The sequence below is a fragment of the Photobacterium sp. 1_MG-2023 genome, assembly GCF_030547945.1.
GTDB lineage: Bacteria > Pseudomonadota > Gammaproteobacteria > Enterobacterales > Vibrionaceae > Photobacterium.
Window position 1 is genome coordinate 66,776 of sequence record NZ_JAUORR010000019.1, and the last position, 24,976, is coordinate 91,751.

Annotated in this window: 27 protein-coding genes; 13 read left to right on the top strand and 14 right to left on the bottom strand. The window is 54.2% G+C overall.

Features of this window, described 5'->3' with window-relative positions; all coding sequences use genetic code 11:
* Positions 1 to 14: 14 nt before the first annotated feature.
* Together ilvM and ilvG are read right to left on the bottom strand one after the other, a co-directional pair.
* Positions 15 to 275 (bottom strand): acetolactate synthase 2 small subunit, encoded by a 261-nt coding sequence (gene ilvM, locus Q4579_RS15990; RefSeq protein ID WP_211646719.1) that lies wholly within the window; start codon positions 273 to 275, stop codon positions 15 to 17.
* Positions 272 to 1,921: an acetolactate synthase 2 catalytic subunit gene (gene ilvG / locus Q4579_RS15995; protein WP_303565566.1), complete on the bottom strand. Its 1,650-nt coding sequence runs from the start codon at positions 1,919 to 1,921 to the stop codon at positions 272 to 274. The genes ilvM and ilvG overlap by 4 nt, the downstream gene beginning before the upstream one ends.
* Positions 1,922 to 2,335: 414 nt before the next feature.
* Between ilvG and Q4579_RS16000 the strand changes: the two genes are divergently transcribed.
* From Q4579_RS16000 to Q4579_RS16010, 3 genes are all read left to right on the top strand, one after another.
* The gene (locus tag Q4579_RS16000; RefSeq protein ID WP_303565567.1) at positions 2,336 to 3,862 is read left to right on the top strand and encodes a YifB family Mg chelatase-like AAA ATPase; all 1,527 of its coding nucleotides are present in this window, start codon (positions 2,336 to 2,338) and stop codon (positions 3,860 to 3,862) included.
* Between the two features lie 62 nt (positions 3,863 to 3,924).
* Positions 3,925 to 4,461, top strand: a complete 537-nt coding sequence (locus tag Q4579_RS16005) for a DUF2059 domain-containing protein (protein ID WP_303565568.1) — start codon at positions 3,925 to 3,927, stop codon at positions 4,459 to 4,461.
* Positions 4,462 to 4,506: 45 nt separating this feature from the next.
* Positions 4,507 to 4,818: a hypothetical protein gene (locus tag Q4579_RS16010; protein ID WP_303565569.1), complete on the top strand. Its 312-nt coding sequence runs from the start codon at positions 4,507 to 4,509 to the stop codon at positions 4,816 to 4,818.
* 74 nt (positions 4,819 to 4,892) lie between these two features.
* On the opposite strand, the gene Q4579_RS16015 is transcribed toward Q4579_RS16010, so the two are convergent.
* The 4 genes from Q4579_RS16015 to Q4579_RS16030 all read right to left on the bottom strand — a co-directional run bounded on the left by Q4579_RS16015 (position 4,893) and on the right by Q4579_RS16030 (position 8,527).
* The gene (locus Q4579_RS16015) at positions 4,893 to 5,495 is read right to left on the bottom strand and encodes a thiol:disulfide interchange protein DsbA/DsbL (protein WP_303565570.1); all 603 of its coding nucleotides are present in this window, start codon (positions 5,493 to 5,495) and stop codon (positions 4,893 to 4,895) included.
* A 73-nt stretch (positions 5,496 to 5,568) separates the two neighbouring features.
* Positions 5,569 to 6,558, bottom strand: a complete 990-nt coding sequence (locus Q4579_RS16020) for a serine/threonine protein kinase (RefSeq protein WP_303565571.1) — start codon at positions 6,556 to 6,558, stop codon at positions 5,569 to 5,571.
* Between the two features lie 101 nt (positions 6,559 to 6,659).
* A complete protein-coding gene (ccoG, locus tag Q4579_RS16025; RefSeq protein ID WP_303565572.1) occupies positions 6,660 to 8,090 on the bottom strand; it encodes a cytochrome c oxidase accessory protein CcoG in 1,431 nt (476 codons plus the stop codon).
* 170 nt (positions 8,091 to 8,260) lie between these two features.
* Positions 8,261 to 8,527, bottom strand: coding sequence for a YihD family protein (locus Q4579_RS16030; RefSeq protein ID WP_303565573.1), 267 nt, complete (start codon positions 8,525 to 8,527; stop codon positions 8,261 to 8,263).
* 157 nt (positions 8,528 to 8,684) lie between these two features.
* Here Q4579_RS16030 and Q4579_RS16035 point away from each other — a divergent pair, with 157 nt between their 5' ends.
* Together Q4579_RS16035 and Q4579_RS16040 are read left to right on the top strand one after the other, a co-directional pair.
* Positions 8,685 to 9,485: a sporulation protein gene (locus tag Q4579_RS16035; RefSeq protein ID WP_303565574.1), complete on the top strand. Its 801-nt coding sequence runs from the start codon at positions 8,685 to 8,687 to the stop codon at positions 9,483 to 9,485.
* A gap of 100 nt (positions 9,486 to 9,585) precedes the next feature.
* Positions 9,586 to 10,254 carry a hemolysin III family protein gene (locus Q4579_RS16040; RefSeq protein ID WP_303565576.1) on the top strand — a complete coding sequence of 223 codons (669 nt, stop codon included), beginning with the start codon at positions 9,586 to 9,588 and terminating at the stop codon, positions 10,252 to 10,254.
* Positions 10,255 to 10,278: 24 nt separating this feature from the next.
* Here Q4579_RS16040 and Q4579_RS16045 read toward each other — a convergent pair whose 3' ends face one another.
* The 5 genes from Q4579_RS16045 to def all read right to left on the bottom strand — a co-directional run bounded on the left by Q4579_RS16045 (position 10,279) and on the right by def (position 16,160).
* Positions 10,279 to 11,724 carry a TrkH family potassium uptake protein gene (locus tag Q4579_RS16045; RefSeq protein ID WP_303565577.1) on the bottom strand — a complete coding sequence of 482 codons (1,446 nt, stop codon included), beginning with the start codon at positions 11,722 to 11,724 and terminating at the stop codon, positions 10,279 to 10,281.
* A 6-nt stretch (positions 11,725 to 11,730) separates the two neighbouring features.
* Complete coding sequence (trkA, locus tag Q4579_RS16050) at positions 11,731 to 13,125, bottom strand: Trk system potassium transporter TrkA (protein WP_368501999.1); 1,395 nt, start codon at positions 13,123 to 13,125, stop codon at positions 11,731 to 11,733.
* A gap of 128 nt (positions 13,126 to 13,253) precedes the next feature.
* A complete protein-coding gene (gene rsmB / locus Q4579_RS16055) occupies positions 13,254 to 14,552 on the bottom strand; it encodes a 16S rRNA (cytosine(967)-C(5))-methyltransferase RsmB (RefSeq protein WP_303565579.1) in 1,299 nt (432 codons plus the stop codon).
* Positions 14,553 to 14,690: 138 nt separating this feature from the next.
* Positions 14,691 to 15,635 (bottom strand): methionyl-tRNA formyltransferase, encoded by a 945-nt coding sequence (gene fmt / locus Q4579_RS16060; protein WP_303565581.1) that lies wholly within the window; start codon positions 15,633 to 15,635, stop codon positions 14,691 to 14,693.
* Between the two features lie 15 nt (positions 15,636 to 15,650).
* Positions 15,651 to 16,160: a peptide deformylase gene (def, locus tag Q4579_RS16065; RefSeq protein ID WP_303565582.1), complete on the bottom strand. Its 510-nt coding sequence runs from the start codon at positions 16,158 to 16,160 to the stop codon at positions 15,651 to 15,653.
* Between the two features lie 274 nt (positions 16,161 to 16,434).
* Here def and Q4579_RS16070 point away from each other — a divergent pair, with 274 nt between their 5' ends.
* From Q4579_RS16070 to Q4579_RS16085, 4 genes are read left to right on the top strand one after another with little or no spacing between them, the layout of a single operon-like run.
* Positions 16,435 to 17,157, top strand: coding sequence for a hypothetical protein (locus Q4579_RS16070; RefSeq protein WP_303565583.1), 723 nt, complete (start codon positions 16,435 to 16,437; stop codon positions 17,155 to 17,157).
* Positions 17,147 to 18,244 carry a DNA-processing protein DprA gene (gene dprA / locus Q4579_RS16075; protein WP_303565585.1) on the top strand — a complete coding sequence of 366 codons (1,098 nt, stop codon included), beginning with the start codon at positions 17,147 to 17,149 and terminating at the stop codon, positions 18,242 to 18,244. The genes Q4579_RS16070 and dprA overlap by 11 nt, the downstream gene beginning before the upstream one ends.
* A gap of 2 nt (positions 18,245 to 18,246) precedes the next feature.
* The gene (locus Q4579_RS16080; RefSeq protein ID WP_211646739.1) at positions 18,247 to 18,720 is read left to right on the top strand and encodes a DUF494 family protein; all 474 of its coding nucleotides are present in this window, start codon (positions 18,247 to 18,249) and stop codon (positions 18,718 to 18,720) included.
* A gap of 31 nt (positions 18,721 to 18,751) precedes the next feature.
* Positions 18,752 to 19,321, top strand: coding sequence for a type I DNA topoisomerase (locus Q4579_RS16085; protein WP_303565588.1), 570 nt, complete (start codon positions 18,752 to 18,754; stop codon positions 19,319 to 19,321).
* Positions 19,322 to 19,615: 294 nt separating this feature from the next.
* On the opposite strand, the gene Q4579_RS16090 is transcribed toward Q4579_RS16085, so the two are convergent.
* Both Q4579_RS16090 and purE read right to left on the bottom strand, forming a co-directional pair.
* On the bottom strand, positions 19,616 to 20,737 hold the full coding sequence (locus Q4579_RS16090; protein ID WP_303565590.1) for a 5-(carboxyamino)imidazole ribonucleotide synthase: 1,122 nt from the start codon (positions 20,735 to 20,737) through the stop codon (positions 19,616 to 19,618).
* Between the two features lie 2 nt (positions 20,738 to 20,739).
* Positions 20,740 to 21,228, bottom strand: a complete 489-nt coding sequence (purE, locus tag Q4579_RS16095) for a 5-(carboxyamino)imidazole ribonucleotide mutase (protein ID WP_211646743.1) — start codon at positions 21,226 to 21,228, stop codon at positions 20,740 to 20,742.
* A gap of 198 nt (positions 21,229 to 21,426) precedes the next feature.
* Between purE and tsaC the strand changes: the two genes are divergently transcribed.
* From tsaC to Q4579_RS16115, 4 genes are read left to right on the top strand one after another with little or no spacing between them, the layout of a single operon-like run.
* Positions 21,427 to 21,984: an L-threonylcarbamoyladenylate synthase type 1 TsaC gene (gene tsaC / locus Q4579_RS16100; protein ID WP_303565591.1), complete on the top strand. Its 558-nt coding sequence runs from the start codon at positions 21,427 to 21,429 to the stop codon at positions 21,982 to 21,984.
* Between the two features lie 7 nt (positions 21,985 to 21,991).
* Positions 21,992 to 22,894 (top strand): oxygen-dependent coproporphyrinogen oxidase, encoded by a 903-nt coding sequence (gene hemF / locus Q4579_RS16105; protein WP_303565592.1) that lies wholly within the window; start codon positions 21,992 to 21,994, stop codon positions 22,892 to 22,894.
* 29 nt (positions 22,895 to 22,923) lie between these two features.
* Positions 22,924 to 23,763 (top strand): shikimate dehydrogenase, encoded by an 840-nt coding sequence (gene aroE / locus Q4579_RS16110; RefSeq protein WP_303565594.1) that lies wholly within the window; start codon positions 22,924 to 22,926, stop codon positions 23,761 to 23,763.
* Positions 23,764 to 23,773: 10 nt separating this feature from the next.
* Positions 23,774 to 24,037, top strand: coding sequence for a DUF1488 domain-containing protein (locus Q4579_RS16115; protein WP_303565596.1), 264 nt, complete (start codon positions 23,774 to 23,776; stop codon positions 24,035 to 24,037).
* A 2-nt stretch (positions 24,038 to 24,039) separates the two neighbouring features.
* Here the strand turns inward: Q4579_RS16115 and Q4579_RS16120 are convergent, their stop codons facing one another.
* The gene (locus tag Q4579_RS16120; protein ID WP_303565598.1) at positions 24,040 to 24,582 is read right to left on the bottom strand and encodes a gamma carbonic anhydrase family protein; all 543 of its coding nucleotides are present in this window, start codon (positions 24,580 to 24,582) and stop codon (positions 24,040 to 24,042) included.
* Between the last annotated feature and the right edge of the window lie 394 nt (positions 24,583 to 24,976).

A 24,976-nucleotide genomic window follows, 5' to 3' on the forward strand; every position in this document is an offset into this window, starting at 1 on the left:
GTGTAATCCTTTCGTTATGCGCTGATTTGTTGTTTTTGTTGCTGCTCTAAAATGGTGACGCCAGTGACATCCCATAGCTTGTCCAACTGATTGTAGAGGGCAAGAATCGGACGCTCACTGTCGACCGTCACTTCAATGTCGACGGACGTACAGTCTTCACTATGCGCCATAGAAAACTGTTTTACCATGAAACCGCGATGGCGTGTGATCCGCAGAACACGTTCCAGCAGTTCAGGTCGGCTGGCGGCTTGGATCGTCAAAGTGTGCTGGGTCATACAGGTTCCTCCATCATGTCGTGGTTGGCACCACCGGGTGGAACCAGTGGCCAGACGTTATCAGCTTCAGAAATGGCAACGTGCAGCAGGTAGGCTGTGTCGCTTGCCAGCAGGGTGTCCAGCGCGGGACCCACTTCTTCCTTGCGCGTAATGGTTTGACCCGGAATGCCGAAGGCACTGGCCAGAGTCACAAAATCGGGGTTATCGGTCAGCGTGGTTTCGCTGTAGCGGCCGTCGAAAAAGAGCTCCTGCCACTGACGAACCATGCCCAGCCGCTGATTGTCCAGCAACACGATTTTCACCGGCAGGCCCAGACGGCGGATGGTGCCCAGTTCCTGCACGTTCATCATGAAAGAACCGTCACCGGAAACCAGAACCACCTGATCGTCCGGGCGGGACAGCTTGGCACCGATGGCTGCCGGAAGGCCGAAGCCCATGGTACCCAGGCCAGCTGAAGTCAGCAGATTGTGTGGCTGGCGATGCTGCATGTGCTGCGCCACCCACATCTGGTGCTGACCGACATCGGTGCTGATGACGGTTTGATCGTCCATTTTTTCGGACAGCTGTTTCAGCAGCAGTGGTGCATATATCCGCTCGCCCGGATGATCGTAACGCCAGCCGTTCCCGGCGATCAGATCGGTGATGTGCTGTTGCCAGGGGGCCAGCGACATCGGGCGGGCCAGTTGCGGCAATACTGTTTTCAGATCGCAACGCAAGGCTGCATGAGCGCGGCGTAGTTTACCCAGCTCGGCCGGATCGATATCCAGATGAATGACTTTGGCATGCGGGGCGAATGTATCCAGTTTCCCGGTGACCCGGTCATCAAAGCGGGCGCCGACGGCGATCAGCAAATCAGATTCCTGGACGGCCAGATTGGCTGCTTTGGTGCCGTGCATCCCCAGCATCCCCAGATGATACGGATAGGCCGGATCGACAGCACCCAGTCCTTTCAGGGTGGAGACGGCAGGCATCTGGGTGGTCTGCAGGAAGTCTCTGACGCTGCTGACTGCATCTGCCAGCTGGACACCGCCACCGACATAAAGGATTGGGCGCTGGCTGTCGGCAAGTAACTGTTGTGCCAGCGCAAAGTGTTCAGGATCGGTTGCGGGTAAATCGGGTGCGGCGTGCAGCGGGGCCAGCGGATGGTCGATGGTTGCGATCTGAACATCCTTGGCGATATCTACCAGAACCGGGCCCGGTCGGCCGCTCTGGGCGATTTCAAAGGCTTCGGCCAGCACGCCGGGTAATTCGTTCGGGTCCGTGACCAGAAAACTGTGCTTGGTGCAGGACAGTGACATCCCCAGAACATCGACTTCCTGAAAGGCATCGGTGCCGATCATCGGGCTGGCGACCTGGCCGGTCACCGCCACCAGCGGGACCGAGTCGAGCATGGCATCGGCCAGACCGGTGATCAGGTTGGTCGCCCCCGGTCCGGATGTTGCCAGACAAACGCCCACGGCATTGCTGGCTCGGGCAAAACCGATCGCAGCGATGGCTGCGCCCTGTTCATGGCGGCACAGCACGTGCCGGAGACCGCCGTCGTACAAGGCATCATAGATGGGCATGATTGCACCGCCCGGATACCCGAAGACGGTGTTCACCCCTTGTTGCTTCAAGGCTTCTACTACTAACTCTGCGCCTGTCATCATGGCTCCCTGTTTTTGATGACCTTGGCCGGTTGCTGCGATTGTTGGTTTTGTGCAGTCTTTTCCCGGCTCAGGTATGAAAAAAGCCCCCGGACCTTTCGGTGCGGGGGCTTTTTCTGCGTGTGTTTGCGTTTTTGCTATTTTACGCCTGCCAGCCCCCGTCGCGGTGAAATAATCACCACGATGACGTTGATAATGAGGACCAGTAGGTTGACGTTTAATAGCATTGACTTGTCTGTCCGAAATTCTTGTATAGTTGTTGTGCGCCTTTAGTCTTATCACAGACTTTCGTCGCATGACAAGAAAATTGTTGTGGTTATTTTCGATTCGCTTTGGATATCTTGCAAACATTGTGCTGCTTGAATGCGGCTACCTATTGATAACACACACAATTTAGATATTCAGGGGAAGAAAATGACACTGGCGATCGTTCATAGCAGGGCTTGTGTCGGTGTTGATGCACCGGCTGTTACCGTTGAAGTTCACCTCAGTAACGGCCTGCCAGCCGTCAATCTGGTCGGATTACCGGAAACCACCGTCAAGGAAGCAAGAGACCGGGTCAGAAGCGCGATTGTGAATGCCAATTTCGAATTTCCGGCCCGGCGGATCACGGTCAATCTGGCCCCGGCGGATCTGCCGAAAGAAGGGGGGCGGTTTGATCTGCCGATTGCTTTGGGGATTCTCGCAGCTTCCGGGCAAATTACAGACAGTAAGCTGCACGATCATGAATTTTTAGGGGAGCTGGCTTTGTCGGGCGAACTGCGTCCTGTCAAAGGTGCCCTGCCCGCTGCGCTGGCTGCCAAAGAGGCCAATCGCTGTCTGGTACTGCCGGATGCCAATGGCGATCAGGCGGCGCTGGTGGGCCGCGACAAACACAAATCAGCCGCCAGTTTGCTGGCTGTCTGCGGGTACCTGTGTGGTCAGGAAGCATTGTCACTGCATTGCCGGGAACCGGGTCACCGAGAGGTTGTGAATCACGGACGGGACATGCAGGACATTATCGGTCAGCAGCAAGGGAAACGGGCGCTGGAGATTGCCGCCGCTGGGGGACACAATCTGTTGTTTGTCGGGCCGCCCGGTACCGGCAAGACGATGCTGGCCTCACGCCTGCGCGATCTGCTGCCTGAAATGGCTGTGGAGGAAGCACTGGAAACTGCGGCAATCACTTCGCTGACGGCTCAGTCACTTCACGCTGGCAACTGGCGCAATCGCCCGTTTCGCGCGCCCCATCATTCCAGTTCCATGGCAGCCCTGGTCGGCGGCGGCTCCATTCCCCGCCCTGGTGAAATTTCACTGGCCCATAACGGCATTCTGTTTCTGGACGAAATGCCGGAGTTTGAGCGCAAAGTGCTGGATTCGTTACGGGAACCGCTGGAATCTGGCGAGATCGTGATTTCCAGAGCGACCAGCAAAACCACCTTTCCGGCCCGATTTCAGCTCATTGGAGCCCTCAATCCCAGCCCGACCGGTTACTACGAAGGCAGCCAGACCCGTACCAACCCGCAGGCGATTTTACGCTATCTGGGTAGACTCTCCGGCCCGTTGCTCGACCGCTTTGACATGTCGATTGAAATTCCGGCGCTGCCCCGTGGCACCTTGTCGCAAGGCGGCGATCGCGGTGAAACCACCGCGGTGATCACGGAACGCGTGGCTGACGCCAGAAACCGGATGCGACATCGCAGCGGTAAAATCAATGCCCTGCTGGGCACCCGCGAACTGGACGAGCACTGCGTGCTGGCCAAACCCGACGCAGAATTTCTCGAAGCCGCCCTGCACCAGCTCGGCCTGTCGATTCGTGCTTATCACCGGATCATCAAAGTGGCTCGCACCATCGCCGATCTGGCCGGTAAACCTGAGATTGAACGCGCCCATCTGGCCGAAGCTCTCGGCTACCGCGCCATGGATCGCCTGCTGAAGCAGCTCACGAGTCAGGTGGTTTAGAACGATTGCCGGGAGAGATGAACAAGCGCTAAGGCAAAGCGGAGAGCTGTGGTTTAATTGTTATGCGTTTTGTTGATTATTCTGATTGGTTTTATATGAAGTATTTCGTGTTATGGGCTGTGCTTGGTTTGCCATTGTCAGTATTCGCGGCGGATGGTTCTCATGCAGAATCTGCTGAAAATCTCCTTGAGGCTTTGAAGATAGATGAATCTCTAGAGGTCACGGCTGAAGGTTTTAGGCCTGCTATGTTAAGTCAATATGCACAGTTTATTGATCCCAACAATGGCGATGAAGCAACACTTGCCGTGAGCTATAGCTATATCCAAAGAAAAATACTGATTGATTTTTATCAGTCAGAAAAAGTGAGAGGTGCGATCATTTCACTCTATATGGATTCATTTACTCAAGAAGAACTCGATAATTTGGTTCGGTTCTATCAGACACCGCTCGGGCAAAAAATGGTGAAAGAATCAACGGTGATACAGCAGAAAATGCAACCTATCATGATGAATGAAGCGAAAAGCATTCAACCTTTAGTTCAGGAACTCATCTCTGACTTCAAAAAAGAGATACAAAGAATGCGAGACAGTAACCGTTAATTGAGTGATAACACCTGACGGTGTTCGAAACGGGTATTGTCGGGGATGATTGATAGAGAGAAACGGCTGACAATGAAAGATCATCCATTTTCAATCGCTGAAGGGCGGACAAAGTTTCATCGTTTTCTGCGTATTATTGTTGTGAATATAGTAATTGCCATTGATGTTGCTTTGATTACGTTAATGAAACATATCATCCCAAATTTGTTAGGCGTAGATATTCATGAACCGATAAGGGCTATGGATAATCAATGGTTGCCATTGAGTCTGATTGCTTTGATTGGTGTGATATTTATATTGTTGTTTTATTTTTCTATGAGAGCCTGCGACTGGCTCTGCAAACAACTCAGGATTTAGTGAACACTCGCCTGATGATGCATTCAGACATAAAAAAAGGGCCTTCCGGCCCTTTTTTCATGGAAAAAACAGACTTATTTTTTCAACAGGAAGTTGATGAGCTCGAAGTATTCTTCGGCGGATTTCACTTTGTCGGTTTTCACCAGATATTTGTTGTTCACGACAACCGCTGGCACGCCAGTCAGGCCACTTTCACGGAAGCCTTTGTTGTAACGGTTCACCATGGAGTTAACCGCAAAGCTGTTGAAAGCGCCGTCAAAGTCTTCGGCAGAAACACCCTGATCGATGAAGATCTGGCGCAGGGCTTCGTCGTTGCGTGGTGGCTTGTTCAGCTGGTGAATCTGCTGAAACAGAACCGGGATCATTTTATCTTCAACCCCCAGCACCACAGAAGTCGCGAACGCTTTGCTCATCGAAGTGCCCATGTTGCCGCCCATAAAGGACACATGGTTTTTCTGCAGCTTGGCGTTGTCCGGGATTTCAGTTTTCAGTTGCTGGATCAGTGGTTCGAAGTTGAAGCAGTGCGGGCAGTAGAATGAAAAATACTCGGTAACGACCGGTGCGGACGATTTTGGCAGTTCCAGTTCCTGATAATAATCACCTTCGCTGAAGGTAGCTGCTTGCGCAGACATAGACAGCAACGCAGCCGTTGCCAGGGCAAAAAGTTTTTTCAACATGTGTCGGGGTCTCCCTGAGAAATCAATGCAATACCTTTTATCAGGCACTGCCCTGTGGTTCAAGTCAGTCTGATTACCATTGTGGCATCAGCTGCAAAGGCGGCTCTTCAAGGGCTGCCAGTTGTTCTTTAATGGCCAGCACCTGCCCTTCCCAGTATTTTGCATCTGCAAACCAGGGAAATGCACGCGGAAAAGCCGGATCTTGCCAGCGTTTTGCTAACCATGCCATGTAATGCACCATCCTAAGACCACGTAATGGTTCAATAAGTTGCAATTCACGGGCATCAAATTCGGAAAACTCGCTGTAGGCTTCCAGCAGGGTATCCAGCTGCGCCAATTGATCGGCACGGCTGCCGTTGAGCAGCATCCACAAATCCTGCACGGCCGGGCCATTGCGGGCATCATCTAAATCGACAAACAGCGGGCCGTCGCGCCATAAAATATTGCCCGGATGGCAGTCGCCGTGAATGCGTTGCGTGTGCCAGTCGTTGTGCCAGCGTTCGCTCAGGGCTGTAATCAGACGATCTAAATCCTGAAAGAAAGCATTTTCCAGATGTGTCGGAATGAAAGTTGACTGTTCCAGCAGTGCTCTGGGCTGATGCAGGTATTCATCCAGCCCTAAGGTGGGCCGGTGTGTGAAGGCCTTGTGTTGACCGACTTTGTGGATCCGGCCCAGAAAGCGGCCGACCTGCTCCAGCTGATCAAAGTTATCAACCTCGAATTCCCTGCCGCCGACACTGGGAAACAGCGCAAACCGGTGTTGCTCGAAGTGGTGCAGCGTATGGCCCCCGATCGCGATGGGCGCGGCCAGCGGGATATCCTGCCCGGCCAGTTCGGCGGCAAAGTTATGCTCTTCCTGAATCTGCGCATCTGTCCAGCGCTGCGGACGATAAAACTTGGTGACGAACCGTTGTCCTTCGTCGCTGGTAAACTGATAAACGCGGTTTTCGTAGCTGTTGAGTGGTAACAGCCCGGAAGCGGCGTAGATATCGAGACTTTCCAGTGCATTGAGCAGCTGATCTGGTGTCAGATCAGCAAAGCTGAAATCATCGTGTGCTGTCATGGTGTTACAGCCATCTTGAAAAAGGTTGCATCAGTATACAGCATAATGAAAAAGGGCCGTAACCGGCCCTTAATTTACTGAATTTTGCACTCAAACCTGGGTTATCGCAGTTCCCCGATAAAACGGCTGTCTGTGATCAGATGCGCTGTCTCTTCGTCTTGCTGGAGTTCCATCACGAACTGGATATCCACAATCGGTTTGTCCAGTTCATACGGGTCAACGCCCAGACTGATCGGCAGGTTGTAGATCTCACCGGCACTGACTTCCACCTGTTTCGGACCATACCACTGCACGTCTTCCAGCCCGGTTACACTCAGCTGATAGGTTGCACTTTGCTGCGTTTTGTTGAGAATTTTCAGGGTGTAGGTGTTCTCGACCAGTCCTTCCGTATTGATGCGGAACAGCTGGTTTCGATCCCGGATCACATCCAGCCCCATCGGTTGAACGTTGGCGATCAGGAAGGCCATCAGACCAAACATGGCCAGCATCACGGCGCCATAACCAATGAGTTTGGGTCGCAGCACCCGGGTTTTCTTGCCTTCCAGCTTGTGCTCTGTGGTGTAAGTGATCAGATCGCGCGGGTAGCCCATTTTGTCCATGGTCTGGTTACAGGCATCGACACAGGCACCACAGTTGATGCACTCATATTGCAGACCGTCCCGGATATCAATCCCGGTCGGACAGACCTGAACACAGAGATTACAGTCGATACAGTCACCCAGTCCCAGTTCTTTCGGATCTTTCTTCCGCGAACGCGGGCCACGTTTCTCACCCCGTTCAGCATCATAGCCGACGATATAGGTATCTTTGTCGAACATCGCGGACTGGAAGCGTGAATACGGACACATGTGAATACACACGATGGAGCGCATCCAGCCTGCGTTGCCGTAGGTACAGAAGGTGAAAAACAGGACCCAGAACGCGGCTAGCATACTGGTGTTGAAGGTAAAGAAGCCGGTCACCAGCTCACGGATAGGCAGGAAATAACCGACAAAGGTCAGGCCGCTGATCAGTGCGACGGCCAGCCAGGCAACATGTTTGAGGGTTTTGCGGAGCGCGAGCTCACGGGTGATGGCTTTGCTGTCCTGTGTCCGGCGTTTGTTCGCCGGGCCTTCGAGTTTTTCCTCAAACCAGATGTAGATGAAGGTCCAGACGGTTTGCGGACACATATAACCGCACCAGACACGGCCCAGGAAAGTGGTCACAAAGAACAGGGCAAAGGCCGCGACCATCAACAGCGAGGCAAGCAGGGTCAGATCCTGCGGCCAGAAGGTGGTGCCAAAAATCTTAAATTGCTGACGGCCAATATCGAGCAGGATGGCCTGACGGTCGTTGTAAGTGATCCAGGGCAGAATCAGAAACAGTCCCATCATGACCCAGCCCATTCGCTGGCGCAGCTGTTGGTAAACCCCTTTCATCGCCCGCACGTAAATGCGGTTGCTGGGGTTGAAGCGGTCATCGCCGCCTTTGTGGGTTTTCGGATTGAACTCCTGTGGAGTCACATCCTTGATTTTGATTCTCTCTTGGCTCATGACATTGCTTCCTTGGGCATTGCCGTTCATTTTCGGCGACTGTTGCCCGGGTGCATGGCCTGGGCAATCATGATATCGGTTGTAATAAATCCGGATTATATCTTATCTAACTGGTTGAATATTCTACCTCGCTCAAAAACCCGCGAATAAAAGCTTATTAACGATGTGGTTTATTTGAGGACGCCGCGCGCCTTCAGCAAGGCTGTTTTAAAATCGGGTTCGCAGTCTTTCGCCAGTCCTGGGATCATGGCTGATTTTTCCGTCTGTCTCATCTTGAGCTGGTAAATCAGCATGTCGTCACTCACAGCTTCCAGACTGCCGTGAAAGCCGGCTTCCTGTGCCAGTTGGGCCAGGACAGCCGTCAGGCTTAACGCTGGATGCTGCTGCCAGTAAGGTGCCAGCAGGGCCAGCAATTCTGAAATACGGTGTTCGGCCATTCTTCTTCCTGATTAAGCTTATACTTTGTGTGGATGATACCAGAGGTCAATCTCTGCCCAAAATCAGAGGATGACCTGCGGCTTGATGAACCCGGATCGGGCAGATAAACTGGTTTCATACCTGAACGCACCCGAAGCACACTGACAAGGAGTCGAAATGTCCCTTTTTCATAAAACGCTGGCCAGTCTGGGGTTGGGTGGCGCCCGTGTTGACACGGTTCTGGAGACTGAAGTACTTCTGCCTGGCCAGACATTACCGATACAAATCCATGTCAAAGGCGGCAAGGTTGACCAGTCGGTTCATCATGTCCATCTGTACCTCTGTTGCCGGTATGAGGATGAAGTGCCGGTCAGTCGTGGTGACAGCGAGCGGCGGCAGGAAAAGGTGCACAAAACGTTTACGCTGGCGCAATGGCATTTGCCGGAAGCTTTTACGATCGGTGCGGGTGAGCAGCGTCAGTTTGAATGCCGGTTTGAATTGCCGAGCAATACGCCCATCACGATCGGCGATTCGGGTGTCTGGCTGGAAACTCATCTGGATGTGCCGCTGGCTCTGGATCCCAAAGATAAAGATCCGCTGACTATTCGGCCGGACCCGTTGCTGGATGGCGTGTTCACCGCACTGGAGCAGAGCGGCTTCCGGATTTTACAGGTGGAGTGCGAGGCAGCAGCCGGGTTTGCTCTGCCCTTTGTTCAGGTGTTCGAGTTTGTGCCGGTGGACGGGCCGTTTCACGGCCGCTGGCGGGAGCTGGAGCTGATCACTCAGATTGAGGGGGATGAACTGACACTCTGGTTCTCGATTGACCGCCGTCAACGGGGTGTGAGCGGCATGCTGGCCAGCCTGATCGGCAGTCATGAGCTGAAACGGGAGTTGACCATACCACTGACGCTCCCGCCCTCTGAAGCCGGGGAACGTGTTGTGGCGTATCTGGCGCAAGTCGATGATCCGTCGGACTGAGTTGGTATCCTTGTCACAGCCTTGCCATGAAATTCAGCTTACACGTGTAAGCTAAACTGTGCCATACTGCTGGCAATTGATGTGACAATGGATAACTTTCATGGCCAGACAGCAAAACGCTCCCTATACCGTTGCCGAAGAAGTGGCAAACAGCCTCAGCCATGGCGCGGGCATGATTTTCGGCATCGTGGCCCTGGTCATGCTGCTGATGCGGGCGGTTGAAGTAAATGCGGACGCGCTGAGTGTCGCCAGCCTGAGCATTTACGGAGCCAGTATGATTCTGCTCTATCTGGCCTCAACGCTCTATCATGCCATTCCTTTTGATGGCGCCAAGCGGGTTCTGAAAACGCTGGATCATTGTGCGATTTATCTGTTGATTGCCGGAACTTACACGCCTTTCCTGCTGATTACTCTGCGGACGCCGCTGGCGGTCACCCTGATGGCAGTGATCTGGACCGTTGCCCTGCTGGGGATTATTTTCAAAGTCGCCTTTGTCTATCGCTTCAAACGTTTGTCGCTGGTGATCTATCTGGCGATGGGCTGGTTGTCTCTGGTGGCGGTTTATCCGCTGGCGATGGCAATGTCGACGGCCGGTCTGGTACTGCTGGCTGCGGGCGGTGTGGTGTATTCGCTGGGCGTGGTGTTTTATGTCAATCAGAAGATCCCGTACAACCACGCAATCTGGCACCTGTTCGTGCTGGGCGGCACCGTCTGCCATTTCCTGGCCATATACCTGTACGTCACGCCGACAGCCGGTTTGTTCGGCTGAGCCCGGTGTACCGACCGGGCTGTATCAGTTTTTCCAGAACGCCGGAAATGCCAGCACAAGCACGGTCAGAATTTCCAGCCGGCCCATCAGCATACCCAGACTCAGGATCCATTTGGCGGCGTCCGGCAGTGGCGCAAAGTTGCCTGTCGGGCCAATCACCTCACCCATCCCCGGTCCGACATTCGCGACTGCGGTCACGGAACCACTGATACTGGTGACCGGATCCAGCCCCAGCATCGCCAGCAAGGCAGCAATGATGATAATGGTCATGATAAACGTCAGTGCAAAGGCAACCACGGAACGCACGATGCTGTCTGTCACCGGCCGCTGGTTATAGCGCTGAATGAATACCCCGGACGGATGAATGAGCTGCATCAGCTGCTTCCGAAGTAATGCGATGGCAATCTGAAAGCGGAAGACCTTAAATCCTCCGGCGGTCGAACCGGAACAGCCGCCCACCAGCATCATGAAGGCAAAAACCACGGTTGGGAATGCGCCCCAGTCGGTGAAGTCTTCCAGCCCGAAGCCTGTGGTCGTGACGACGGAAATAATATTGAACAGGGAGACCCGAAGGGCGTCGGTGAAAGCGTAGCCGTCTTTCCAGCACAGCCACATGGCGACCATCAGGCTGACGATCAGCACGGTCATCGTGTAGCCACGGACCTGCGCGTCTCGGATCAGCGAGCCCGGCTGGCGTTTTCGCAGCGCCTGAACGAACAGTAAAAATGGCAGTCCCCCGGCAAACATGAAGACAATGGCCACCCAGTGTGCCGCATTGGAAAAATGATTCATCGAGCCGTCTGAGGTGGAATACCCGCCGGTCGACAAGGTGGTAAAGGCATGGTTGATGGCATCGAAGGTGTTCATGCCTGCCACCATGTAGCCCAGCACACACATCATGGTCAGACTGAGGTAAACCGTGACGATATTCTTGGCGACGTTTTTGGTCCGGGGCGAGCTTTTCTCCGACCAGTCAGACGATTCCGTCTGGAACAGGCGCATCCCCCCGACATTCAGCATCGGCAAAATGGCAACCCCCATCACGATAAAGCCAATCCCGCCCAGCCATTGCAGGGTGGAACGCCACAGCAAAATGCTGGGGGCCATGTCATCCAGCCCGCTGAGCACCGTTGAGCCTGTGGTTGTAATGCCAGACATGGTTTCGAAATAGGCGTCAGTGAAACTGATGTGGTTGATCAGCATGAAAGGCAGCGCGGCAAAGGCGCTGGCCACCGTCCAGACCAGTGTCGTCAGCAGGAACATATCCCGCACCCCGAGTTTGAATTCCCGGACCTTGCCGAATGTCAGGCAGGCAAACGCGACGATATGGGTGATGATCACGGCTGTGGCAAAATCGATAAAGCCCCCTGTCCCGGTCAGAAAGGCCAGAATGGTGGGCAGATACATGAACAGGGCGATCTTGGATAAGACCAGCCCGATCACAAAGAGAATGGGTCTTAAGTTCACCATAGCGGCTCAGAGGAAGAACGGGCTAGGCTGGAACAGACGCTCCACATCAGGGATATATTTCTTATCGACCAGGAACATCACCACGTGGTCATCCTGCTCGATTACGGTGCGGTCGTGGGCGATCAGCACTTCTTCTCCCCGAACGATAGCGCCTATCGTGGTGCCCGGTGGCAGTTTGATGTCGCCGATCGCTTTGCCCACCACTTTTGAGGTGCTTGAATCGCCGTGTGCAATGGCTTCAATCGCTTCGGCGGCGCCCCGACGCAGGGAGGACACGTTGACGATATCGGCTTTGCGGACATGGGTCAGCAACGCAGAAATGGTGGCTTGCTGCGGTGAAATTGCGATATCAATGGTGCCGCCCTGCACCAGATCGACGTAAGCGCCGCGCTGGATCAGCACCATAACTTTTTTCGCGCCCATCCGTTTGGCTAGCATCGCCGACATGATGTTGGCTTCATCATCGTTGGTGACCGCAATGAAGACGTCAATCTGTTCGATATGTTCTTCGCTGAGCAGCTCCTGATCGGAGGCATCACCACAGAAAACGATGGTGTTGGTCAGCATTTCCGACAGGCTTTCCGCCCGCTGCGGGCTGCGCTCAATCAGTTTCACGCTGTAGCTGTTTTCCAGCCGCTTAGCCAGACCGGCCCCGATATTCCCGCCGCCGACAATCATCAGACGTTTGTATGGCTTTTCCAGCCGTTGCAGTTCACTCATCACGGAGCGGATGTGGTTGCTGGCTGCCACGAAGAAAACTTCGTCATCGGCTTCAATAATGGTGGTGCCCTGCGGGCGAATGGGTCGGCCCTGACGGAAAATGGCTGCGACTCGGGTATCGACATGAGGCATATGCTCACGCAGTGCGGAGAGCGCATTCCCGACCAGCGGGCCACCATAGTAGGCTTTGACGGCAACCAGTCCGACTTTGTTGTCGGCGAATCCGACCACCTGCAGCGCCCCCGGATAAGCGATCAGACGTTCGATATAACCGGTCACCAGTTCTTCCGGCGCAATCAGATGATCGACCGGGACGGCATCGGTATGGAACAGCTGATGTTTTTCTTTGAGGTATTCCGGTGACCGGATCCGGGCAACCCGGTTGGGGGTGTTGAAGAGCGAGAAGGCGATCTGGCAGGCAATCATGTTGGTTTCGTCAGAATTGGTCACGGCAACCAGCATGTCTGCGTCCTGCGCCCCGGCATCGCGTAAGGTCCGGGGATGGCTTGCATAGCCCTGTACGACCCGTAAGTCGTATTTGTCCTGCAACTCCCGTAATCGCTCCGGGTTTGCGTCGACAATGGTAATGTCGTTGTTCTCGCCGACCAGATTCTCTGCCAGCGTACCGCCGACCTGACCTGCGCCTAGGATGATAATTTTCATAGCTGTTGCCTGATGAATGCTCTCAGATCGATGCTGTTGCCGTAAGGTTACACTGCCTTGACGAGAGAAGCAGCATTTTTAGCCAGTTCGCACAAAGACTTAACTTTGCAGTTTTGTCATGAACGCTGCTGCTCTCGTGATGGTTTTCAGGCTTGTGGCTGCTTTTCCAGCACGGCATAGTAAAAGCCGTCCATGTCCGATTCGCCCGGCAGGATTTGTCGTCCTGGCGCCGTTTCGCTGCCGTTGTCTGCCCGATCGGCCAGAGATGCATCTGCGGTCCGGGCCAGAAACGCTGTCACCTGTTCCCGGTTTTCCTGCGGCATGATGGAGCAGGTTGCGTACACCAGAGTACCGCCCGGTTTCAGTTGCTGCCACATCGCATCCAGAATCTCGGCCTGCAGACTGGCCAGCGCCTCAATATCTTCGGCGCGACGCAGCCATTTGATATCCGGATGGCGACGGATCACCCCGGTGGCCGAACAAGGCGCGTCAAGGAGAATACGGTCGAATGCTTCACCCTGCCACCATTGCTGCGGATAGCGCGCGTCTGCGCACAGCACCTCAGCGTCCAGGTTCAGGCGTTGCAGGTTTTCTTTCACGCGAAGCAGACGATGTTCGTCACTGTCGATGGCGACCACGCGCGCACCAGGCACCCGCTCCAGAATATGGGCTGTTTTTCCGCCGGGGGCAGCACAGCAATCCAGAATCAGTTCACCCGCCTGTGGCTGCAGGTAGTCGACCGCTAACTGTGCGGCGGCATCCTGTACGGAAACCCAGCCCTCGGCAAAGCCCGGCAGTTGCTGAACATCGCAGGCCCGGGTCAGTTGCAGCGCATCTGCCGCTTGCGGATGTTCAGTGGCACTGATGTTCTCGGCTGCCAGTAAAGCCAGATATTGTGTGCGCTCATGATGACGACGGTTCACCCTCAGCCACATGGGGGCTTTGGTGTTGTTGGCAGCGGTGACGGCATCAAGTTGGTCCGGGTAGTGGGCACGCAACATATTCAGCAGCCAGCCCGGATGACCGTATCGACCCGCATCATGCTGCATGGCCTGGTGGTCCAGCGTTTCCTGCTGGCGCTGGTAGTTTCGCAGGATGGCGTTGATCAGGCCGCGCAGCTGAGGCTTCTTCAGCGTTTTGGTGGCATCGACGGTTTCTGCAACCGCAGCATGAGCCGGGATCCGCATAAAGCTCAGCTGATACAGGCCCACCAGAATCAGATGGTGAAAGACGCGCTGCTTGCCTTTGAGTGGTTTGTCCATCAGAGACTGGGTTATGCTTTCCAGGCGTGGCAGCCAGCGCAGCACCCCATAGCAAATCTCTTGCAGTAATGCCTGATCGCGGGGTTTGATTTCCTGTTGTGCTGCAGGCAAGGCAGCAGAAAGCGATTGACCCTGATCCACCACCTGATAGATCACCTGGGCTGCAGCAGCTCTTACATTCATGAATGTGTTCCTGACTCGATGTTCATCTGAACGCTGCTGAGATGCAGCGATTCTGCCGCCGGAGCGACGAAAGAAAAAGCCAGTGCAACATGCAAATGCAAGGTTCACTGGCTGAGATATCCGGACTGGACGCTGAAATTACAGCACAGTACCCGGCGTGAACCACTCATGGCGAGAGTTCAGCAGATCCTGTGCGGCCATGGCTTTTTTCCCCGGTGGCTGCAATTGCGTCAGCCGCAGCGCGCCCTGACCGGTCGCAACCACTATCCCCTGCTTGTCGGCAGACAGGATGGTGCCCGGAGTCTGGTCCTGGTTGTCTGCTTCGACAGCAGCCTGCCAGACTTTGACATTTTGTCCGGCCACTTCAAAAAAGCTCATCGGCCACGGGTTAAATGCGCGGATGCAACGTTCGATGGCATCGGCATCCATAGACCAGTCTATTTTGGCTTCTTCTTTACTGAGCTTCTCAGCGTAGTTCGCCCGTTCGTCGTTTTGTTTCTCCGGAATCGCACGTCCGGCAGCAATATCGTCCAGACAGGCCAGTAATGCCTGTGGTCCGAGTTCAGCCAGCTTGTTGTACATGCTGGCGCTGGTGTCGGTGGATTCGATCGGCAGCGAAGCGATTTTCAGCATATCGCCGGTATCGAGGCCTTCATCCATCTGCATGATGGTGACGCCGGTTTCTGCATCGCCAGCCCAGATGGCCCGCTGAATCGGCGCAGCACCCCGCCAGCGCGGCAGAATCGAACCATGGACGTTGATACAGCCCAGGCGCGGCGTATCCAGCACAACGCTTGGCAGAATCAAACCATAGGCGACAACAATCATGATGTCGGCATTCAGGCTTGCCAGTTCTTGTTGTGCTGCTTCATCGCGTAAGGTTTTGGGTTGATAGACCGGAATGTCATGTTCCAGCGCCAGTTGTTTGACCGGGCTGGCGGTCAGTTTTTTTCCCCGTCCGGCAGGTTGGTCCTGACGGGTATAAACAGCAATGATGTCGTGCTGAGAAGACAATAACGCCGCCAGATGACGGGCGGCGAAATCAGGCGTACCAGCAAAGACGATACGTAACGGTTGGCTCAAGATAACCTCGGCTTCTTAGACTTGCTCTTGGTAGCGCTTCATTTTTTCCAGTTTTTTCTGGATACGCTGGCGTTTGAGCGGAGACAGGTAATCCACAAACAGTTTTCCTGCCAGATGGTCCAGTTCGTGCTGCACACAAATGGCCAGCAGATCGTCCGCTTCGAAGGTATATTCTTTGCCGTCGCGATCGAAAGCGCGTACGGTGACTTCTGCAGCACGTGGAACCAGTGCACGCGCACCCGGTACCGACAGGCAGCCTTCTTCAATCCCGTCTTCACCGCGTTTTTCCAGAATTTCCGGGTTGATCAGCACCATCGGCTGGTCGCGCTCTTCCGAGATATCAATGACGACAATGCGCTGATGAATATCCACCTGAGTGGCCGCCAGGCCGATCCCGTCCTCGTCATACATGGTGTCCAGCATGTCGTCGACGATTTTCTGGATTTCAGGGGTCACCGCTTCGACCGGCTTGGCAACCGTCCGCAGGCGATCATCTGGGAAAGTTAACACGTTTAGTACAGACATAGATTCCCGTAAAAATAGACGTATAAAAAGAGATTCACTTGATTTGCTCTAATTCTAGTCATTTTCAACTTCAAATAACAGCTTTTGCCATCCCTTGCGGCGTGCTCCCAACCTGTGAGGTCAGCCGCTGCGGGCGATTCCCGTGCTGAAAACGCAGAAAGAAAACCGAGAAATCTGCCGCAAACGTATGGGGAGATTGTGGGTTCGTCTGGTCCGTTCCTGAGTGTGCTGGCAGGGTGTTTTCCTTATTTTTAAGCTCACAGAGGAATCACAGATGACAAGGTTCGGCTGGTTCGGGATGTGCTGGATGATGCTATGCCTTGGTGACGTGCATGCATCCGGGCGGCTTCAGGCGGCACTGATTTCATCGGCAGACAAAGCCATGGCACCGCGTATTGTACCGGTTTTGCATGGCAGGGAATATCTGGTGCAGGAAGATGTGCTTCATGTGCCGGACGCGTTGCCCTTGGGCAGCCAGTGGGGCATTTATCGACCAGGCCGAAGCTTTCCTCTGACTGAGCATGATCATGTTGAGGGCGAGCCTGCGGACGGTCCATTCTGGGGGATGCTGCCGGTTGCCCGGGCGACGGTGATCGGGCATGCAACGCTGGGCAGTCAGTTATCGATTGAAGATGGTATTCAGGAAGTTCGTGCCGGTGATTACTTGCTGGCGCGTACTGAAACCCCCTCTTCTTTCTCTGAGATGAAGAAGACGGCCGCAGAACCACCTGTCTCGACCGCTCGTGTGGTCGGCGGCTTGTACAAGCAGCATTATCTGGCGCCGCAGGACTGGCTGGTGCTAGATCGGGGGACGCGGGATGGTCTGGCCGCCGGGCAGCGCTGGCGAATCGATCGCAATGTGCTTGGGCAGCCCGCGGTGGCTGAGATTGAGGTTCATCAGGCAGCCATGCACCTGAGCCTGGCGCGGGTGTTGTCGGGAGAGGGCCCTATTCAGACGGGCGATGTGGCTCAGTGGATCCCATCCCATGAGAAGTGAGCAGGAAGACTGGCTGGTACTGGCCGCGGTATCGGGTCTGGGCGGTCAGCGAATTTGTCAGTTGCTGCAGCATGGCAGTGTGTCTGAGATTCGTTGCTTGCCTGATCAGGCCTTACTGGCGCTGGGTCTGAAAGCGGCTCAAATTGCACAGCTGCGTCAGCCGAATCAGGCGAGGCTGAGTGAGGCATTGCGCTGGTGTGAACAAGAGAACCAGCATGTCCTGGTGCTTAGTGATCCGGGCTATCCGCGACTGCTTAAGGAAATCAGTTCTCCGCCCCCCGTGCTCTTTGTCCGGGGAGAGCCTAAATGGTTGCTCGAGCCTCAGTTGGCTATCGTCGGCAGCCGGACTGCGAGTCTGGATGGCCGGGAAGCCGCACGGGATTTTGCGGCGGCGATGGTGGCGGCTGACTATGTGGTTACCAGTGGTCTGGCGCTGGGGATTGATGGCCACGCTCATGACAGCGCGCTGAAAAACGGTGGTGCCACGGTAGCGGTCTTGGGGGCCGGGCTGAATCGGATCTATCCGGCCTCGCACCGGACGCTGGCAGGGCAAATTGTCGAACAAGGGGCACTTGTCTCTGAGTTCTGGCCCTCAGAGCCACCTCGGCCACAGCATTTCCCCCGTCGAAACCGGATTATCAGTGGCCTGTCTGTGGGAGTGCTGGTGGTGGAAGCTGCTTTGAAAAGTGGTTCTTTGATCACCGCTCGGTATGCTTTGGAGCAAGATCGCGAAGTTTTTGCCTTACCCGGGTCGATTTATGCACCTGGAAGCAAAGGATGTAACGCCTTGATAAAATCCGGTGCTAAACTGGTGGAAAGTCCGGTCGATATCTTTGAGGAGGTTGGTACACTCACCGATTGTGCGAAAAGTAGTCAAATGAGCGTATCGCTGCCACATCCTGAAAATGAGCAATTGCCATTTAATGCGGTGTTGGCTAACGTAGGCAATGAAGCAACACCCGTAGATGTGGTTGCTGAACGCTGTGCACAACCTGTCCATGAAGTCATGACGCAATTGCTGGAGTTAGAGTTGCAAGGGGTTGTCACTTCAGTGCCCGGTGGCTATATCAGATCGAGGAGGGGCTAGTCATGATGGATATACTCATGTACCTGTTTGAAACCTATATTCACAGCGACGCTGAATTGATGGTGGATCAGGACGAATTGTCTGAAGAGCTGCTGCGTGCAGGGTTTCATCAGGAAGACATCTATAAAGCTCTGACTTGGTTAGAGAAACTTGCTGCACTTCAGGATACCGACCATACGCCGTACATGAATACCAGTGCGGTGACTTCCATCCGTATTTATACCCCGGAAGAAATGAACCGTCTGGATGTGGCTTGCCGTGGCTTTCTGACTTATCTTGAGCAGATCCATGTGCTGAGTTCTGAAACGCGTGAAATGGTGGTCGATCGGGTGATGGAACTCGAAACCGCCGAGTTTGTGTTAGATGATCTGAAATGGATTATTCTGATGGTGCTCTTTAATGCACCCGGAAATGAAAGTGCTTACAGCCAAATGGAAGAGCTGCTCTACGGAGCAGAAGATGGATATCTGCATTAATTGTCAATTTACAGGAGATAAGGCCTGACGTATGGCCAGTAAAATCAATCCTGATCTCTTTACCGCGCAACCCGTTCATGATGAGACGCCCTGCCCACAATGCGGGGCGGCTCTGTTATTGCGCCATGGAAAACACGGCCCGTTTTTGGGCTGTAGTGCCTATCCGGCCTGCGATTACATCAAGCCTTTGCACCATAATGATGGCCATATCGTAAAACACCTGGGTGTCCCTTGCCCGGTGTGTGAGCATGAGCTTGTTTTGCGTCAGGGGCGTTACGGTATGTTCATTGGCTGCAGTCATTATCCAGAGTGCAACCATATCGAGCCCCAGAAAGCCTCTTCTTCAGTTTCAGAGGATGACGAACCTGCACGGTCATGTCCTGAATGTGGTGCTGGACATCTGGTGAAGCGGAACAGCCGCCATGGCAAGGTGTTTTATGGCTGTGACAGCTATCCCAAGTGTAAGTTTGTGCTGAACGCACAGCCAGTCGAGGGCCCCTGTGAAGTTTGCGGCTATCCCTTATTGGTGCTCAAAAAGCATTCTGGCGGTGAGAAAAAGCAGTGTGCGAATCGGAAGTGTCAGCATCTGCAGCAGAACTGACTCAACAGTTTTCATCGACCGTTACAGTCGGTGAAGGCCTGCCGGTATTCAGATTCAGTTGATAGGCCACTAAACAATCCGTTGCGCTGATGGCTTCAGTCAGGCTCGTCTCTCCATACAGACTATCGCGCAAATACAGAATTATTGCTTGTACCGGCGAATAATAAAAACCAGTCCCCTCCGTCTCCCGACGGCGCAAATGGGAAATCGCCCAGTCCTTCGACAATATTGTGCCCATCCGAAAGAAAAAGCCAGCAAACGCTGGCTTTTTGACTTTCAGGGGGAGAGTGTGACTTAGCGGAGACGGACAACAGGAAAGCTGTCGCTCGGGAGATGCTGAGCCAGCGTGTCCAGGGTCTGAACCAGTTCATTGTGGCTGGTGGCTGTGACATTAATATGACCCATTTTGCGCCCTGCCCTTTTTTCTTTGCCATACCAGTGAATATGGCAGCCCGGGAGTGCCAGTACATCAGTTGGAACCGTGTCTTCACCCAGAATGTTAATCATGACGGTACTGCGGATGGCCTGGGTATTCCCTAAGGGCAAATCGCACACGGCGCGTAAGTGATTTTCAAACTGGCAGGTATCGGCACCCTGCTGAGTCCAGTGACCGGAATTGTGTACCCGAGGCGCGATTTCATTGACCAGCAATGATCCGTTCACTTCAAAGAACTCAATGGCCAGCACGCCCACATACCCGAGGGTCTCTGCCACCGCATTGAACATACGTTCTGCCTGCTGCTGTAAATCACCCTGTGTTTCCAGCGCCAGCGAGCGGCTGAGGACACCGTCGGTATGTACATTTTCTGTCAGTGGGTAGATGGCGGTGTCGCCGGCCTGATTGCGTGCACCAATCAGGGAGACTTCCCGCTGGAATGGCACAAAAGCTTCCGCAACAATGGACTGCGCTGGCGCGTCGGCCAGAAATGCCGCAATGTCCTGCCAGACGGCCTGGATCTGGTCGGCCGTTTTCAGGCGCCACTGGCCTTTGCCGTCATAGCCCCCGAGCGAGCTTTTCAGCACCAGTGGCAAACCGATGTGCTGGGATGCTGCAACCAGATCCGTTTCTGCGTTGATCAGCTGATACTGGGCATTTGCCACGCCTGCTTGATCCAGCAGGGCCTTTTCAATCCGGCGATCGCCACCGGCTTTAATCGCTGCAGCACCGGGTTTCAGCTTGCCACTGGCTTCACAGGCGTCGAGCACATCGTGCGGCACATGTTCGAATTCAGCTGTGATCACATCGGCATAGCGGATGGCATTGTCCAGTCCGGAAAGAACCGGTGCCAGCGTGAGCGGATGAACAACCTGACCACTGGTCACGTCATAGGCGACAACATCGATATTCAGCGGTGCGCCTGCCAGTGCCATCATGCGGGCGAGCTGACCTGCGCCTAATACCAGAACCTTTTTCATGCTCAGACTTCCTCAGATGGATCCGGTTGGCTGAGTACGGTTTCTGTTTGTGCTTTGCGGAAGGCATCAATGGCAGCCATCACGCCTGCATCCTGAGTGCCGATAATCTGTGCGGCCAGCAGACCGGCATTGGCCGCGCCAGCTTCCCCAATCGCCAGTGTGCCGACGGCCACACCTTTTGGCATCTGGACAATGGATAGCAGGGAGTCCAACCCTTTCAGTGCACGAGACTGGACTGGAACGCCCAGTACCGGAAGGCTGGTATAGGCCGCTGTCATCCCCGGCAGATGCGCTGCACCGCCAGCGCCGGCGATAATGACAGAAATACCGCGCTCATGGGCAGTTTCAGCATATTCTGCCAGCAGATGCGGAGTCCGGTGCGCGGAAACCACCCGGGTTTCATACGCGATATTGAATCGCTCCAGCATCTCAGCTGCATGTTGCATGGTTGGCCAGTCAGATTTTGAGCCCATAATAATACCGACTTTCATCCCGAACTCCTTAGGGTTATGTGAATCAGGCACGAGGGTTTGGGGCGCATTATACGGAGATTTTTGCTTAAGGAAAACGTTTGCGTCGCGCTCTGGCGTCCAATGGGTGCAGTTCGCTGAGATTCGTTTAAAATAGCCCTCAGTTCATTTCAGCCGCTGCCAGCAGATATGGCCCGGCGTTAACGCATTGAGGATCGTGTGGATAATTTAAGCCAAGTGGTCACCGCGCTGGAGCAAGGTGAAGTTATTGCCTACCCGACAGAAGCTGTGTTTGGTGTCGGATGTGATCCGGATAACCCGGAAGCCGTCAGTCGGTTACTGGCACTCAAACAGCGTCCGGTGGAAAAAGGGCTGATTCTGATTGCAGCGGATTATAATCAGCTTGCCCCTTATATTGATGACAGCCAGCTAACGGAAGCGCAAAAAGCGCAGATTTTTGCGACCTGGCCCGGGCCGGTGACCTGGGTGATGCCAACCAAACCTGGCGTGCCTGCTTTTTTGACCGGGCAGTTTTCGACCATTGCCGTCCGGGTGACGGATCATCCGCTGGTTCAGCAGCTGTGCCGGACATTCGGCAAACCACTCACGTCAACCAGTGCCAATCTGACCGGTGAGCCGCCTTGCCGAAATGTGCAGGAAGTAGAAGCACAGTTGGGAGCGCATTTGAAAACGATTTTGTGCGGTGAGACCGGTGGCCGTGACAATCCATCCGAAATTCGCGATGCTGCCACAGGACAAATTTTCCGACAGGGATAAATAACGCATGCAAGACGTCAATAAACACGCCGTGAAGGCGTTTCTCCTCGAACTTCAGGACAAGATTTGCCAGGCGCTGGAAGCGCAGGATGGTGAGGCCAGCTTTGTTGAAGACAGCTGGGAACGTGAAGATGGTGGCGGTGGCCGCAGCCGGGTGATCCGCCATGGCGCGGTGTTTGAACAGGGCGGCGTGAATTTCTCTCATGTTTATGGCGCTCAGATGCCCGCATCTGCAACGGCACATCGGCCGGAACTGGCTGGTCGTCGTTTTGAAGCCATGGGCGTCTCTCTGGTCATTCACCCGAAGAACCCGCATATCCCGACGTCTCATGCCAATGTCCGCTTCTTTATTGCCGAAAAAGAGGGTGAAGATCCGGTCTGGTGGTTTGGCGGTGGGTTCGATCTGACCCCATTCTACCCGGTTGAGGAAGATTGTCGTCACTGGCATCAGGTCGCAAAAGATCTCTGTGCGCCTTTTGGTGAAGAAGTTTATGCCGAACATAAAGCCTGGTGTGATCGATACTTCTTCCTGCCCCACCGTCAGGAAACCCGAGGTGTTGGTGGTTTGTTCTTTGATGATCTGAATCAGTGGGGCTTTGAAAAAAGCTTTGCGTATATGCAAGCGGTGGGTCTGGGATTTCTGGATGCCTATCTGCCGATTGTTGACAAGCGGGCCGCCACGCCGTTTGGTGAGCGTGAGCGAGAGTTTCAGTTGTATCGTCGTGGCCGTTATGTTGAATTTAACCTGGTTTACGATCGCGGCACATTATTTGGCCTGCAAAGTGGTGGCCGGACGGAATCGATTCTGATGTCTATGCCACCGCTGGCGCGCTGGGAGTATTGTTACCAGCCGGAAGCCGATTCTCAGGAAGCCCGTTTGTATTCATACCTCACCCCGCGTGACTGGTAATCATCGTTAGTTAAGGAAAATTTGCAGCCATGAGTCAGGACAAGGACCAGTATGTCGTTTTCGGCAACCCGATTGCCCAGAGTAAGTCCCCGTTTATTCACACACTGTTTGCGCGCCAGACAGCACAGTACATGAACTATGAAGCGCAGCTGGTGCCTTTGGAGGCATTCCGGGATGCGGCCGATCAGTTCTTTGCTCAGGGGGGCCGTGGCTGCAATATTACTGTGCCATTTAAAGAGCAGGCTTTTGCCTATGCGAATCAGTTGACCGAACGGGCGCAATTGGCGGGTGCAGTGAACACGCTTAAGAAACTCGACGATGGCGGGATTCTGGGAGATAACACGGATGGTGAGGGGCTGGTACAGGATCTGCTGCGCCACCATGTGGGGCTCAAAGAGAAACGGATTCTGCTGGTGGGTGCCGGGGGCGCTGCACGCGGTGTGATTTTACCGCTGCTGGCTCAGCACCCGGCAAGCCTGACGATTACAAACCGGACTCTGGCGAAAGCGGTTGAGCTGGCCGATTTATTTGCGCCCCATGGTGAGGTCTCTGCACTGGCACTGGATAACCTGCCCGAGCCGCAGCCTTATGACCTGATTATCAATTCAACGTCGGCCAGCCTCAGTCAGTCATTACCGGGTATTCCGGAGGCATTGATTCACCCGGATGTGGTCTGCTACGACATGGTTTACAGGCAAACGCAAACCACGTTTAATCAATGGGCAGCACAGTTGGGTGCCAGTCAGGTCATCGATGGTCTTGGGATGCTGGTGGGTCAGGCGGCGGAAAGCTTTTTGTTATGGCGTGGTATACGCCCGGGTACCGAACAAGTACTGCGTGAACTGCGACGTTCCCTTCAGGCAAAATAAAAGAGTCATTATGAATCAGGATATATTGTTTGCTGATCTGCAAACTTGGGACAACAAGCGCAAGGCCGTTTGTTTTCCTGCACAGCAAGCCGGAGCGTTGATCCGGTGCTGGGTCAGTCTTGCTTGGCTGGAAAATCAAGCGGGCTCTTCCCTGTCGGATGAGGCGGCCATACTGACCGCCTTTGCCGAATACCGCTTTGATCTGGAAGAGATGGCTGAATCTCTGATCGAAGAAGAAGCATTCAACGCCGCGGGAGACATTGAACTCGGCTGAACTTAGCCTGCTTCGGCCAGATATTCATTTTTGAGCCGAACATAGTTGTCGGCGGATTGTGGCAGAAAAGCCAGTTCAGCTTCTGTGAGGGGTCTGGCTTGCTTCGCCGGACTGCCCACATACAAATACCCGCTCTGTAAAATCTTCCCGGGCGGTACCAGCGTCCCTGCCCCAATGATCACATCATCTTCAATCTCCGCGGCATCCAGAATAATGGCACCCATCCCGATCAGGACCCGATTTCCGACGCTGCAGCCATGAAGCATGGCTTTGTGGCCAATTGTCACATCATCGCCAATAATAAGAGGATGGCCATCAGGGTTGTTGTCGCTTTTTCGGGTGACATGTAAAACAGTGCCGTCCTGGATGTTGGTCCGCTCACCGATTCGGATGTGGTTCACATCCCCGCGCGCTGCAACGAGTGGCCAAATGCTGCTGTGATCGGCCAAGTGAATCTCCCCAACCAGCACTGCTGATGAGTCGACATATACTTTTTCACCGAGTGTCGGGCGAATGCCTTGATAAGGTCGAAGTGAGTTTTGCATTGGGGTACCTCTTTTTTGGGGGGCGGACAGCTTTACTTTCAAGTTCTGCGATGTTTATACCATCGAAACCCCGGGGTGTTGCGTGAATATTGTCCGCTTGATCGAAAATGACGAATTTATTTCAATTTGGCTATTGCCAACGTGATCGAACTCTCTATAATGCCGCCTCACCGACACGGAGGGACGGCAGAAAGCGGTTCGGTCCGGAGAGGTAAGCGGCAAGAAATTAAATTGAAAAAAAGTGTTTGACACTGGCTTTTGATTCGATAGAATGGCCGCCCGTTTCGAGAGTTGAATCACAAGATTCAATGTGAAACAAAGCTCTTTAACAATTTGACCATGCAATCTGTGTGGGCACTCGACAATGATACAGTCAAAAGATTTTATCAGTGAA